The sequence below is a fragment of the Negadavirga shengliensis genome (assembly GCF_042652345.1).
GTDB classification, from domain to species: Bacteria; Bacteroidota; Bacteroidia; order Cytophagales; family Cyclobacteriaceae; genus Negadavirga; species Negadavirga shengliensis.
The window spans coordinates 124,344-138,535 of record NZ_JBHSJJ010000010.1; the positions used below are offsets into that span (position 1 = coordinate 124,344).

The 14,192-nt window shown below is 44.9% G+C and carries 10 protein-coding genes; 6 read left to right on the forward strand and 4 right to left on the reverse strand.

The window, feature by feature from the left end; genetic code table 11:
• Positions 1-85 precede the first annotated feature (85 nt).
• Entirely contained in the window at positions 86-445 is a 360-nt protein-coding gene (locus ACFPFU_RS16940; protein WP_377066203.1) for a DUF2237 family protein, read from the forward strand.
• Between the two features lie 7 nt (positions 446-452).
• On the opposite strand, the gene ACFPFU_RS16945 is transcribed toward ACFPFU_RS16940, so the two are convergent.
• The 3 genes from ACFPFU_RS16945 to ACFPFU_RS16955 are packed head-to-tail and all read right to left on the reverse strand — an operon-like array spanning position 453 to position 5,954.
• Positions 453-1,331: a YicC/YloC family endoribonuclease gene (locus tag ACFPFU_RS16945; protein WP_377066205.1), complete on the reverse strand. Its 879-nt coding sequence runs from the start codon at positions 1,329-1,331 to the stop codon at positions 453-455.
• Between the two features lie 28 nt (positions 1,332-1,359).
• Entirely contained in the window at positions 1,360-4,869 is a 3,510-nt protein-coding gene (locus tag ACFPFU_RS16950) for a biopolymer transporter Tol (RefSeq protein ID WP_377066207.1), read from the reverse strand.
• A gap of 32 nt (positions 4,870-4,901) precedes the next feature.
• Complete coding sequence (locus tag ACFPFU_RS16955; RefSeq protein WP_377066209.1) at positions 4,902-5,954, reverse strand: NAD(P)/FAD-dependent oxidoreductase; 1,053 nt, start codon at positions 5,952-5,954, stop codon at positions 4,902-4,904.
• A 59-nt stretch (positions 5,955-6,013) separates the two neighbouring features.
• Between ACFPFU_RS16955 and ACFPFU_RS16960 the strand changes: the two genes are divergently transcribed.
• The 5 genes from ACFPFU_RS16960 to ACFPFU_RS16980 all read left to right on the forward strand — a co-directional run bounded on the left by ACFPFU_RS16960 (position 6,014) and on the right by ACFPFU_RS16980 (position 13,109).
• The gene (locus ACFPFU_RS16960; RefSeq protein WP_377066211.1) at positions 6,014-6,667 is read left to right on the forward strand and encodes an MBL fold metallo-hydrolase; all 654 of its coding nucleotides are present in this window, start codon (positions 6,014-6,016) and stop codon (positions 6,665-6,667) included.
• A complete protein-coding gene (gene pssA, locus ACFPFU_RS16965) occupies positions 6,664-7,371 on the forward strand; it encodes a CDP-diacylglycerol--serine O-phosphatidyltransferase (RefSeq protein ID WP_377066213.1) in 708 nt (235 codons plus the stop codon). The genes ACFPFU_RS16960 and pssA overlap by 4 nt, the downstream gene beginning before the upstream one ends.
• Positions 7,355-10,627, forward strand: a complete 3,273-nt coding sequence (porU, locus tag ACFPFU_RS16970) for a type IX secretion system sortase PorU (RefSeq protein ID WP_377066215.1) — start codon at positions 7,355-7,357, stop codon at positions 10,625-10,627. Before pssA ends, porU begins: the two co-directional genes overlap by 17 nt.
• Positions 10,624-11,835 (forward strand): type IX secretion system outer membrane channel protein PorV, encoded by a 1,212-nt coding sequence (porV, locus tag ACFPFU_RS16975; RefSeq protein WP_377066218.1) that lies wholly within the window; start codon positions 10,624-10,626, stop codon positions 11,833-11,835. The genes porU and porV overlap by 4 nt, the downstream gene beginning before the upstream one ends.
• A 92-nt stretch (positions 11,836-11,927) precedes the next feature.
• A complete protein-coding gene (locus ACFPFU_RS16980) occupies positions 11,928-13,109 on the forward strand; it encodes a M16 family metallopeptidase (RefSeq protein ID WP_377066220.1) in 1,182 nt (393 codons plus the stop codon).
• A 44-nt stretch (positions 13,110-13,153) separates the two neighbouring features.
• Here the strand turns inward: ACFPFU_RS16980 and ACFPFU_RS16985 are convergent, their stop codons facing one another.
• Complete coding sequence (locus ACFPFU_RS16985) at positions 13,154-14,125, reverse strand: glycosyltransferase (RefSeq protein WP_377066222.1); 972 nt, start codon at positions 14,123-14,125, stop codon at positions 13,154-13,156.
• Positions 14,126-14,192: the final 67 nt, after the last annotated feature.

Sequence of the window (14,192 nt, forward strand, 5' to 3'; positions counted from 1 at the left end):
AATGCCATGGAGAAATCTATGGCATTTTTTTGTTACATAACTGAATCGGGTTTATTCTTATCATCATAATATCTGTTACACGCGAATGAAAACCAATGTATTTGGAGAACCTTTGCAGCCCTGCAGCATGGCTCCTAAAACGGGATTTTACCGGGATGGATGTTGTAATACAGCGGAAGAGGATACCGGAGTCCATACGGTATGTGCCATTATGACGGAAGAATTTCTGAGTTTCAGTAAAGAAATGGGGAATGACCTCAGTACTCCCCGGCCGCAATGGGGCTTTCCGGGTTTAAATTCCGGTGATCGCTGGTGCATTTGCCTTAGCAGATGGTTGGAAGCCTATCATGCAGGAAAGGCTCCAAAAGTGGTCTTGGAAGCCACCCATGAGAAAAGCCTGTCAGAAATTCCTTTGGAGGAATTGATAAAATTTGCTGAGAAATAAAATGCCGTTATAAAATGTTCAAAGCCTGTTCTTTAATTTTTTCCAGTTCATCTTTCATATTGATGACCAGCCTCTGAATTTCAGCATCGTTTGCTTTGGACCCGATGGTGTTGATCTCCCTGCCGATTTCCTGGCTGATGAACCCTAGTTTCTTACCTTGAGAGTTGTTTGCCTCTAACACATCGGAAAATAGATCCAAATGGGTGTGCAGTCTCGTTATTTCCTCAGAAACATCCAGTTTTTCAAAATAATAGATCAACTCCTGTTCAAACCGGTTCTCATCAAAAGACTGGTCTTCCATCCATTCCGAAAAATTTTGCCGGATCTTGCTTACCAGCTTTTCCTTTCTTCTGGGCAATTCCGTTTTTATTTTTTCCAGGCTGTCAGCAATCGCCGTGAGGTTTTCCCTGAATTTTCCCAATAATGCCTCTCCCTCCTGTTTCCTGAAACCGTCACATCGAACCGATGCCTTTGTCAACACTTCTTTTAAGGTTTCCCATTCGAGACTCCCCTCCGGTTTCTCCGTATTCGCTACACACACATTGGGCGATTGCAATGCCAGTTTGAATATATCAGACGGCCTTTCTCCTACGGTGGCCGCCATTTCCCTGTATTTGGAATAATAAGTTCTGAATAAAGCCTCGTTGATAACAATCGGAAGTTCATCCTCCTTTTTTGAAGCAAACTCAATGGTGATGCTGACTTTGCCTCTCTCCAATATGCCGGCGATAATGTTTCTTATTTCCAATTCACGATCAGAAAACTGCTTCGGCGATTTGATACTAAGGTCCAGAAACTTGGAATTCAGGGTTTTGATTTCAACCTGAACGACAAATTCCTCATTTTCTAAATTGGCCAGGCCATAGCCGGTCATTGATTTTATCATAGATATAAAATAAATTGAAAAAAACATGTTAAAAATTATACCCCAAAGTTACATAAAATCTGGTTTTCTCTGTGGTATAATTCCTTATCGGTCTGGCAGCGTCAAATTTCACATAATAATTCAACAAAACCGTTCTAATCCCTGCCCCGTAGCTTTGAAGCCATGGATTATTAAAATTGTTCAAGGTGATGACAAAAGGAGACCCCTCCGTATTGATTATTTCTGTATTTTGGTCATTTACCCTTTCCCAGGGAGCTGCATTTGACCAGGAAGACCCCGCATCGTAAAAGCCCACCAATTGGAAATTCCTGATGAAATTAGAAGTGATGTTTCCCCGGGACAAATAGGAAAACAAAGGGATGCGCAGCTCGGAGCTAAAGGTAATCACATTGTTACCCCTGATCTCATCATAATCATACCCCCTTAAGTCCACAAACTCGGCAAAAAGAATATTGGAATTTTCAACTCCTGAAACATTTCTGACCGGAGAAACCTCAGGGCGGTTAGTGGGTGGCTGATAAAATTGGTTAAACAGCCAATTGTCCATCCCACCTACAAGGTATTTCTGGGGGTTTTGGCCAAAGAAACTCCCCGCAAACAACCGTGTGGCCAGGGTAATGTTTTTATGGACCTTTTGATAATTCCTCAAATCCAAATACAGGTTACTGAAAGAACGTTCGGGCAAATTCAGTCCCTGATAATGTGTTAAGCCGACTTTTCCTTTAAAGCCCTGTTCCATATAGAGTCCCAACAGCTTTGTTTTGTCAATCACAAGTTCGGCCCTGCCACCGACGTAGTTGACGTCCAGCCTGTTTTGCTCTCCTTCTGAGCCCCGCAATACGGAATCCGGATTCAGGTTGAAATATTGGGTTTTCGCCACAAATGGCGTAACGCTAACCCGGGTACTCACCGACAAGGGATAGGCGATCCCGATTTCCGACTTGGTAAGCACGTATTTTTGAAAGGTGAGGTCACCTTCACTCCTCTGGATAGCCCTGCGGTCAAAGCGTCCCCTGATATCAAATCTGTATTTCAGGTACTCATATTCAAAAAACACGTCACTGCCTGACCTGAAATCAAGCGCCGCCATGATCCCCCCCCGGATGGAGTGGTTATCCAACAAGTCGGTCATCCTACCGGTAAGATTTATTCCAAACCCTCTTAAAGGGTCGACGACAAAGGATGTATTTAAGCTGGTTGTTATAAATTGCGGAATGTATCTTCTCGGACCCTGGACCCTTTTCACCATGGCCTGCTGCCTGAACGCATCAAGAATATTACTTCTTCTATCCGCCGTCATACCTCGTTGTGGCTGTTGCTGTTGCTGCTGAAGCATCTCCGGTTCAGTCAGGTCGGGGATGGTATCGAAGGTGTAATTGTCCGTATCCAGCCCGCCTTCTCTTTCAAATCTCAAACGGTCTAAGTTGATGGCCCCTGTTTGTGGGACAGTATCCGCCGCCGCATTCCTGTCTTCTTCAACCGATGGAACCTCTACCGGTTCTCCCATCATCAATGATTCGAGATCTACGCCGGTGATGGTGGTGTCTGCCTCCACGGGCGGCTTAGATTCGGTGGCGGCATCTTCCGCATCCCCATCCATCATCAGGTCTTCCAACCGGATGTCCAATTCACCATCCGAAAGCTGTTTTGCCTCCTCTTCAGGAATGGGGTCAGCTGACGGATCGTCTTCTTTTTCACCGTCCCGGTCTTCCTCCTCCTGTTCCCTGTTAATTCGCCTGCTGGAAATTCTCTCATTCAGCGCCCTTGCCTGCTCAAATTGAACCCTGGGTGTGCTTGGGGTGAACTGGTCCATATTGGGAAAATTTTCCAGAACCAGTTTACTTTGGCGGCCATCTCTCACCGAATAAGCCCATTTGTTGGAAGCCAGGTTGTAATCAAATGTCTCAAGGCTTTTGTCGAAAGCAGAAACCTGACTGGATATGTTGCTTCCCAACCCAACCCGCATGATGTTCATGATACCGCTTTGTTCACTCAAATGAAGGATGGTGGTATTGTTAAGTTTCCTGGGTTGCAGGTTAATGTGATTGACATTTGTCAGCCTGGTATCTACGATGGAATCACCTATTTCCATCATGTACAGGTTAAAATAATCCGGCAGGTTGTGTACATCTACATTCCCCGTTAAAAGGCTATCCGGGAGATCCGCTTTATTGGAAGCATAAATAATTGTAGAGTCATTGAGAAAAAGCGGGGTCTTATTGTCAAATATATCATTGGTAAGCCTCCTTCCCTGGCCTCTCATGTTCAAGGTATAGATATCTGTACGGCCGTTATTGATGGCAGAGAGCACCATGGTCCTCCCATTGGGTGCAAAATTAAGATCAAGTATCTGGGTGATGTTTCGGAGAAAAATTTTATCCTGACTGCTGCCGTCAATGGCCCGCATTCTCAACGTGGTCACCCCCCTTTTGAAAGTCCCTATTACCAGGTTTAAGGTATCTTTCCAGGCAATCGCCGGGGAAGAATAATTTGCCTCCTGATCAAAGGAAGCATAGCCTCCTTTAAAAATTACCCTTTCCCTGTTGTTGGAAAGATCCCGGACCTTCACCTTATGCCTGCCTTCCGTGTTGATCACATAGGCCAGGTGTTTTCCGTCCGGACTGAAGCGAATACTGGTGATAGCCCCAAATTTGTTTCTGGATGTTTCCGCAATGACGTTATTCCTATTAATATCTTTGAAGGTGTCCAATACCTGTTTGTTCAATCCGGTATAAAAAGTCTGCCATTCCGTTTTAAAATCCCTGAAGCGTCTGCCCAATGTATTGGCTATACTGTTTTCCTCATTCCTGTTGATGCGGCTCAGGTTCAGGATGCTTGATATGTATCTTCGCCCATATTTTTCCACTATATAGTTCCATATAGACTGTCCCACCAAAGCAGCTTCCTCATTTTGCAGTTTGAAAAGTTTGGGATTGTCGTTGTCTTTAAGGTAATGTCTTACAAAATCATCCATTTCCAAACTCCACCCGTGCGCCAGGTACATCGCAGCCCCATCAATGAACCAATCAGGGAAGTTATTGATCAAATTGGCTTGAAAGGCATCAGAAATACTGGAGCCATACAACATTTCCTCTATGATGATTTTGGAGGTATTATAAACCAGTTCCTTCTTAAAGGATTCCCAGGAACCGGTATAAGGCACTTCGGCCAAAAGTTTGCTGAAAAATGTCTGTCCGTCTACTGTAAAATTATTGTTGTTAAGGCTAAGGTTACTTTGTAACAACTCCTGCCTGGAATTGTAGATAAATATTTTCGGCTTGGTATAGGCTACGTAACCTATGGATTGCGTCAGTTTGTCGAACTCCCCTTCCAGAAAATCAATGGCCATCCTAGCATTCGCCCGGCCTCCATCATAGTAATAGACCTCAAAGTTATTGGAATTAAAAAAATGCCATTCTTTGTTTTTGTGCTGGATTCTGTTTTTGCCAAATCTTTCCTGATCAAACTGCGCCCATCCTGGCACAGCCCCATAAAGACAGCACATAAACCATATAAGTGATAGAAATCTAATTTTCATATGCTCACCTCACATGTGTTGATTCTAATGTTTTAAATATACTTAAAAAAACGATTTATGTTTACTTCTTTTTGAGGTTCCTTATTCAAAATTAATAAATTTATCATCTCTTCACTAAAATACGGAGCCAGAGAAACCCCCTTCGTGCCCAAGCCACTGAAAACATAAACGTTTTTGTATTCAGGATGTTTTCCCAAAAAGGGCCTTCGGTCAATTGTCGCAGGTCTTATTCCCGCTTTTTGCCCCAGAATGCGCTTCACAGGGATATTAAAAAGCTCGTTCAATTTCCCCAGAATCTCTTTCCTGGCCTTCTCCGTGGGAACAACGGTAAGTTCCCCTTTTTCATAGTTGGAACCCACTTTTGCCACACCCTTACCCAGATCTATCCTGAAGACACCCCTGTTGATGATTTCTCTTGCTTCAAAATCCTGGGCTATCGTCAGCACTTCCCCTTTCACCGGCGCAAAAGGCAGCCATTTGAAGTATCTGCTTTCACTTGCCCCCAACCCATTTGTATAAACAATCCCCTTAGCCTTAATCCCGTGATAAGCCATTGTCCGGCCGGTAATTTTCAGGTCGTCTTCCACAAACTCTCCTCTGGTGATAGCCCCCTGCTTTTCCAGCCAACCCGCATATTTCGACAAGAACACCGGTATGTCCAGATAACCTGATCTAGCCAGCGCTACCCCTCCATACGGGTCATTTAACCCGCGGTATCTCGAACGGGTGGCTATTTCCCTGACGAATGGCGCATATTGTGGATCGGCGCTTTTCGCCATCCATTCGTTCTGTTCTTCTACCGAGAGAAATGGCCTGTAAATGGCTACGGGATGGAGTATTTTTTCCCCAATAACCTTTTCTATTTTTTTGTAAAACGGTTCCAATTCGGAAAAAAGTGTATCTACCTGCCATGTTTTCACCATTTTCCTCCCGGTAACCGGGTTATAAAGACCCGCAGCAACTTTACTGCTCGTATTGTCTTCATCCCTGTCTATTAAATGCACCTTCAGGCCCGCTTCCAAAAGCCTGTAGGATAAAACACTGCCGGCCAATCCCTGGCCTATAAGTAAAAAATCCACTTCCATGCCCAAAAGTAAATCATTCTTTGTTATTTTGAAGAGTCAAACACCAAGCAATAAACAAAATGTTAAATATAAAGTCCTTTACTTTTAATCCTTTTATGGAAAACACCTATGTGCTGTATGACGAATCAAAAGAGGCCGTCATCATTGACCCTGGGTGTTATGAGAAGCGGGAAAAGGCCATGCTGTTCGATTTCATCAAAATGGAGGGTCTTACCCCTGTGAAACTGCTTAATACCCATTGTCATATAGATCATGTATTAGGCAATGCATTTGTCAAAAACACCTATGACATTCCGCTTTGGTTTCATGAGGATGAAAGCCAAATTTTAAAGGCCGTTCCCGCTTATGCCCCAAACTACGGATTCCCGCAGTACCAGGAAAGTAAAGCGGACCATTATATCAGGGAAGGGGAATGGATTAATTTCGGCCAAAGCAGGCTCTTGTCCATCCTGGTACCCGGACATTCACCCGGTCATTTGGTTTTTTACCACGAACCTACCCTGGAATGTATCGGCGGCGATACCCTCTTTCAGGGAAGCATCGGCCGTACCGACCTGCCGGGAGGAGATCATGACACCTTATTGGACGCCATAAAAACAAAACTTTTTTTCTTGCCAGACGAGGTAACCGTCTATCCCGGCCATGGTCCAGCCACTCAAATTGGGGAAGAGAAAACCAACAATCCATTTGTGGGCAAATACGCACGGTTTTGAACATAAAACAGCATATTCCAAACTTTCTGACCTGCCTGAACCTTGTGTCTGGGATGTTGGGCATTTATTTTGTTTTCGAAAGCGGTGTTTCCGTGGGAGCGTATTTTATATTCGCCGCGGCGTTATTTGACTTTCTTGACGGCCTTGCCGCACGGGTATTAAAAGTACACAGCGAGATAGGGAAACAACTTGACTCTCTGGCAGACCTGGTCACATTCGGTGTCCTGCCTTCTTTTATCGTGTTTTTTCTGGTTTTAGACGCAGATCCGGAAGTAATTCTTCTTCCTTTTCTGGCCTTTTTCATAGGGATCCAATCCGCGCTGAGATTAGCTAAATTCAATATTGACGAAAGACAGTCGGACCAGTTTATAGGGCTTCCTACCCCCGCCAATGCCCTGTTTTTCTCCACCTTGCCTTTTTTGGCGGACTCGCAGGAATGGGCGGCTGCGTTGATCGGAAACATTTATTTTCTACTGGGACTAACCGTCGTTTTTTCCCTACTATTGACTGCTGAATTACCCTTACTGGCGTTAAAATTTAAAAAATTCGGTCTATCGGACAATAAATGGCGGTACTTAACCATTTTGATGTCATGCTTGAGTATTTTGATATGGGGAATCGGGGGAATACCCTTTGCCATTCTTTCCTATATTTGCATATCGGTGATCAGCTACGCTACGGAAAAAAATGTGGGCCAGACATGAGATAAAAGGGTTTTTGGGCTTGCTGTCCATGATGCTCCCATTACAATGGGTTATGGGGCAGGAATATAAATTTCCCATCACGCAGGAAGGTGTCTATAAAATCACGGCACAGCAGGCCAGGCAGTGGGGCGCCGGCAGTGTGGATGAAATAAGTATTTATGGTTTTGGGGGGATGCTACCACAGAAACTTGACAGCAGCATCTTTACATCCGGAGAAATTCCTGTTCAGAAGATAGGCGAAGACCTTTACTTTTATTTGTCTGCTGCCCATCGCATTTTCCTGGAGGAATCCCATGTAAGCTTCGAACCCCATCTATACACGGACACCCTGCATTATATATTAAATGTCGGGAAACCCTCTACTTCCGAAATAAAAGACAAAGGCGGACATTCTTTGGCAACGGAGGACCATCTGTCAACCGGTGTGCTGTATCAAATCCAATCCTATAAAAAGGAAGAAGTGAACATCCTCAATTCCGGCAGAAAATGGTATGGAGACCGCATGTTTAACGGCAATAGAATCCGAATTCCTTTCAAAAGACCAGAGGGAACCGCTGATCAACCTGTGTGGCTATCTGTATCCGTGATGGCCCAGTCGCATGCAGCAAGCCATTTCGAGCTGAATGTGGACAATCAGAACGTGGGGGCACTGCAGGTAGCTTCCGTCCCCAACAGTACTTATGCAGTGAAGGGAAGAGAAGAAGCGTTTAATGGCTTAACGGCACACGGTTCGCAGGATGAGCTGGCGTTCTCCTGTAGCTTTCAAACAGGCAATCCCAATGGCCTGGGCTATTTGGATTACGTGTTGGTCGGATTTCCCTTTGCCTCTGACGCGCTTCCCGAGGGTGTCTATTACAACCTTGAGGGCAAAAATATAGACCTGGGTACTGCTGCTGCCCAAAAAATCTGGGACGTCACCCGTTTTCACCAAATAGAGGAACTGGGTGAAGAAAGGGAAATTTCTTCTGATATCAGCAAATTTGTAGTATTTGATCCATCCAATGTCCCTGCGATAAATCAGGTTAAAGCGATCAATGGAACATTAAAAACAGATGATGCTTTTCCGGAATTGCTCATCATTACTTCCGGAGAACTACAGGGACAAGCCAAGAGGTTGTCGGAACATAAAAACAATACCGGTGTTTCGGCTAAAACTGTCCTCTTGGAGGATATTTATGATCATTTCGGATATGGCAATCCGGACATCGTTGCCATCCGGAATTTTCTGGCTTACCAATTTCACATTGGAGGCGCATTGAAAAACACCCTTTTCTTCGGCAAGGGTACATTTGATTATAAAAACAAACTTGGTGGGAGGCCCAACCTTGTACCCACCTACAGCTCCAGAAGCAGCCTAAATCCCCTTACCACCTACTCTTCGGATGATTTTTTCGGTTTTTTACAGATGGGAGAAGGCGAATGGGAAGAATCCCAACAAGGTGACCACCAACTCGACATTGGTACAGGAAGGGTCCCGGCTATCAACGTCAGGGAGGCTGCCATCGCGGTAAACAAAATCATTCAATACTCAAGTCTTGAGACGGGAGCAGGGGACTGGAAGAGGAAGGTACTTTTCCTTGCAGATGACGGGGACAATAACATCCATCTCCACGATTCCGAAAGCCATGCTGCCTACCTCCATGAAAACAACCCGGAATTTTCCCTTCAAAAACTCTATTTGGACAGTTATGAACAGGTACAGGCAGGTTCTTCCCAGCGCTCCCCCCAAGCAAAAGAAACGCTCACGGATTACATTGACCGGGGAGTCCTGCTGATCAATTATATCGGTCACGGTAATGAGACCACCCTGGCCGCAGAAGAACTTTTCACAATCGGTGACATTCGGAATTGGCCCGAAAATGACAAGCTCCCTGTTTTTGTAACGGCCACTTGTGAATTTGGGCGGCACGACAGTCCATTTATCCGCTCAGGAGCAGAAGAGCTCCTGTTTGCTGAAAAAAAGGGTGCAATAGCCTTACTGACAACAGGCAGGCCTGTTTTCAGCAGCATTAATTTTTCTCTCAACAAAGCCTTTATCGAAACAGTATTCATAAGAGAGGGGGGAGAATATATCAGCTTGGGAGAAATTTTTAAATACACAAAAAACAACAGTCTCAACGGGGCCTTAAACAGAAACTTTTCACTACTGGGAGACCCTTCTTTAAAACTTAAGTTGCCTGATTATTGGGGGGAAACTGCGGAATTTTGGGACATTGATGTGGAAACCTCTGTGGATACCTTGGGAGCGCTGCAAAGGGTCCGGTATAAAGGCGCTATTCAGGACCCGCTTACAGGAGCCCAGGCCAATGGTTTTAACGGCAGTTTCGAAATCGCACTGTATGATAAGGCCCTAATGATGAAAACACTTGGGGACGAAAGTCCTGAAACCCATTACAAGGAATATAACAATGCGGTTTTCAGAGGAACAGGGACAGTGGAAGGCGGTGTCTTTGAGGGGGAAATGGTCATCGGTCAACCTATCAAAGATGAGTTCGACCTCGGTGTGGTGAGGGTTTTCGCCCGAAATCCACATGACAAGAGGGAGGCGATGGGGGCCAACAAGATCATGGTAGGAGGCATTTCGGATAACCTGCAAAACGACAGCGAGGGGCCTTCTATAAAAATAAACATCCTGGACAGTCTTCAATCTGCTAAAAAAATCAATACAAGCCAGGCTCCCATCTGGATTTTTTTAAAGGATAAATCCGGCATCAACATCTCAGAAAACAACATTGACCAACAGATCAGCCTCACATTAAATGATCAAATGCCTCGGTTCCTCAACAGAGATTACCGGAGCCTCCACAGCAGCTATCAAGAAGGATATATCAAAACGACATTAAAAGGTCTCCGTGAAGGCATCAACACCTTGACTGTCCGGGTTTTTGACAACTTGGGGAATATGTCGGAAAAAACCATGGAAATAGAAGTTTATGGCATCCACAAGCTCAAAATATACGAGGCGGTCAGTTATCCCAATCCGGCCCGTGAAGCCAGTTTTTTCAGGATTAATCACAATCGGCCCGGAGAAAACCTCAGTCTCCAACTGAGGATTTTTTCTTTGCTGGGTCATGAAATATTTTCCATGACAAAGCGTTTTCCAAGAGCTAATCCCGGGATCGATGGGATAGACTGGATTTTTTTGCATGACAAAACGAAATATCCGGTAAAAGGAACTTATCTTTACGAAATAGCACTTACGTCTGAAGAAGATGGTACTTCGGACAGAAAAGGCGGAAAAATTATTATTCAATGAAAGTAACAAAAACCATTCTTCTATCATCTCCAATTTTTCTTTTATTTTCCCTCTTGGGGCAGCAACTTCTGGCACAGAATTCTGTGGCGCTTTCCCGGCAGGACCCCAACCGAAGGGTTATTACTACTGCCGTGCCGTTTCTGAATTTTGCACCGGACAGCCGGCACTCTGCTATGGGGGATGCGGGAGTCGCCACCACACCGGATGCGAATTCGGCGCATTGGAATGCAGGTAAGCTGGCTTTCATTCAGGACGACATCGGTTTCTCTCTTTCTTACTCCCCCTGGTTGGGCAGACTGGTCCCTGACATGTCCCTTAACTATCTTACAGGGTATAAAAGAATAGACAATGTATCTGCCTTTGGTATAGACCTTCGTTATTTCAACATGGGTGACATTCAGCTCACGGATCAAAACGGCAATCCTTTGGGAGATTTTAACCCCCGGGACATCGCGATAGGGGGCACCTATTCCAGAAAGTTATCCGATAATCTTTCTTTGGGAATTTCAGCCCGTTTTATCCATTCCAACCTGTCAGGCAATATCAGTTCCGCCGGCGGCAACGAAAGCAGACCGGGTGTCAGTGTAGGAACAGATGTGGGGATGTATTATACCCAGGAAGTATTGATGTCCGGAAAGGAAGCCGAATGGTCCTTGGGAGCCAACATCTCCAACATCGGACCCAAAATCACCTATAACAGCGCGGATGATCTGGATTATTTGCCTACCAATTTTCGTATCGGTACCGCCCTGGCCATTCCCATGGATGATTTTAACAAAATCACTTTTGCGCTGGATTTCAATAAACTGATGGTTCCCACGCCTCCGCTTTATAGGGAAGACGAGAATGGCCAATTCATCCCCGGGCCCGATGGAAGACCTATGATTGACAGGGGACTGGACCCCTCCAGGCCCTTATTAAATGGCATGTTCACCTCCTTTTGGGATGCTCCCGGAGGGTTCAGGGAAGAGATGCAGGAAGTGATGATCTCTTTTGGGGCAGAGTATTCCTATGATGATAAATTTGCGATTAGAACCGGATACTTTTACGAAAACCAGCGAAAAGGAGGCAGGAGGTATTTTACCATGGGTGTTGGGTTCAAATACCAGCGAATAGGTTTTGATTTCTCTTATCTGGTACCTCAGGTACAAAACCACCCTTTGGCAGAAACCCTGAGGTTTACACTATTATACAATGTCCAGAAATGATTTTAGACCGTAGTCAGGCACCACCCTTCAAGGTTCCGGAAAAAATTGACCTTGTCCCCCCAAAAACATGGACTCTCAAAAACGGAGTCCCTTTGTATTTTATACCTACCCCGCAAATCGAAGCTGTGAAGCTGGAAATCATATTTCCCATAGATTACCGCAAATTGGATAACGGGCAGACCTTAGTCCCTTTTTTCAGTCTGCACATGGCTCTGGAAGGTACCGGGGATATGAATTCAGAGCAAATAGATGACTTTTTCGATTATCATGCCTCTGAAGTGGAAATTCACACGGGATACGAAAAACATGGCTTGGAGCTTCTGACCACCACCAGACACTTCAGCCAGGTACTGCCTGTATTCCGCTCCTTACTGACAGAAGCCGTTTTTCCTGACAAAGAACTGAATAAAAGAAAGTCTCAGAAAAAACTTACCATTTCCCTGCAAAAGGAACAAACCGGCACAAGGGCCAATCAGCTCATACGAAGAGCTTTATTTGGAAACGACCATCCTTTTGGGTACATCGCAGAGGAAGATGAGGTGGATCGAATTGACAGGGACATATTAAACCGGTATTATCATGAGAATTTCCGGGTTACACCCGAAATCTTCGTTACAGGCAATCTTTCCGATGCCGATCTCAAAGAAGTAGAAGGGGCATTTGGGGATCTTCCTTACTCGGGAGAACCTATTTACGGAAACCCTTATCAAAGCCTTCCAGACCGCAGACTGACTGAATACAAACCCCAAGCGGTCCAAAGCAGCATTCGCCTGGGAAAGACCCTCATATCCAAATCACATCCCGATTATCATGCCGTCACTGTTTTCAATACGTTTCTTGGCGGGTATTTTGGCAGCAGGCTGATCAAAAACATAAGGGAAGAAAAGGGTTATACCTATGGAATCCATAGTTTTTTAGGAAGCCTGAAGAGCGCGGATTACTTGCTGGTACTGGCCGATGTAAAAGAAGGGCATGCTGATCAGGTCATTGAAGAAGTCTACAAAGAGCTGTCCGTGCTTTCTCAGGAGCCCCTCCCGCCCGATGAACTGGAGATTGTTCGAAACTATATGATAGGCCATTTATTGGCTCAATTCAGCAGTCCGTTTGATTTAATGACCCATTTCAAAAAAGTCCATCATGCAGGAATGGATTTTGGCTTCTATCAGGAACAACTCCGGTATATCAAAAATTTCACTCTTGAAGAGATGATGGCCATTGGCCAACAATACTTTCGGCCGGGAACCTTCAAGGAGGTGGTCGTCGGCGCAAAATAGACATGGCCGGTGCAAGGAGAATGACGCGATAGTCTTTGAAACATTTACCGGTTAAGGCCCTTCCGAACATGCTGCCATTTTCTATAAAGGGCGGACAAATCCATTCCTGTCCTTTTCCACATTCGGTACAACCGATAAGTAAATCCGCTGATTTCCAAATCGGCGGCCAGCCCTAAAAACTTCTCCGCTGTTTCAAAGTTAGCAGAAGCCAAGGCATGCTTGGTTTCATGCATTACCCGGTGTTTTAAGGCTTCCTTTTCCTCCGGCGTCTTATTCATGGCCTGGATTTTCCTGCAAATCCTGTAAGTAGAAGGCAGCATCACTGAATTTCTGGCCAAATACTGTTGGGCGGAATAAGATTTTTTTAAAATCCGTTTGGTGATCCCGATATGCTCATGAAACACAAAATCATGTTTGCGGGACAGGCGAACGATAATATCAAAATCCTCGTAAGAAAGCCGTTCATCATATCCGCCTTCCTCTTTCAAACAGCCTGCATCAAAAACCAAAGTGGCAGTGCATAAGATATACTTGCGTACCAGCAAAGCATAAATATCCCCCTGCGGCACCTTCTGACGAAGGTTTCCCCTTTTATCCAAGCTATAGAAAGCCTGGGTCCTCCCCTTTTCATCCATAAGCAAAGCATTGGAAAAATAGGCAGCCGCATTTGATCCCTGCAACGTATCCACCGCCGTCCTGATATGGCCGGGATGTAAAAAATCATCTGCGGCCAGGTCCACTACATATTTTCCTCTGCTTTTAAAAAGTGCCTGGTTAAATGCCCAACAATAGTTCTGAGAATCCCGGTAATAAAACGTGCCGATTTCTAATTCTTCTTTGTGTTTTTGCACCCATTTTTCTATTGATTTTGAGGAGTCATCCTGACTGCCATTGTCTATGACAAACAATTCAAGGTTAGGATATTGCTGCAAAAGGATGCTGTTCAGTGCATCGGACACGTATTTCCCCTGGTTAAAACAGGTACATATGACAGAGACCAAAGGGGGATCACTCATCTTTCTTTGTTTTATTACTTCACCAAGTATATTATCTTAGCCTTGAAAAGTCCTTTTGCTGCTAATA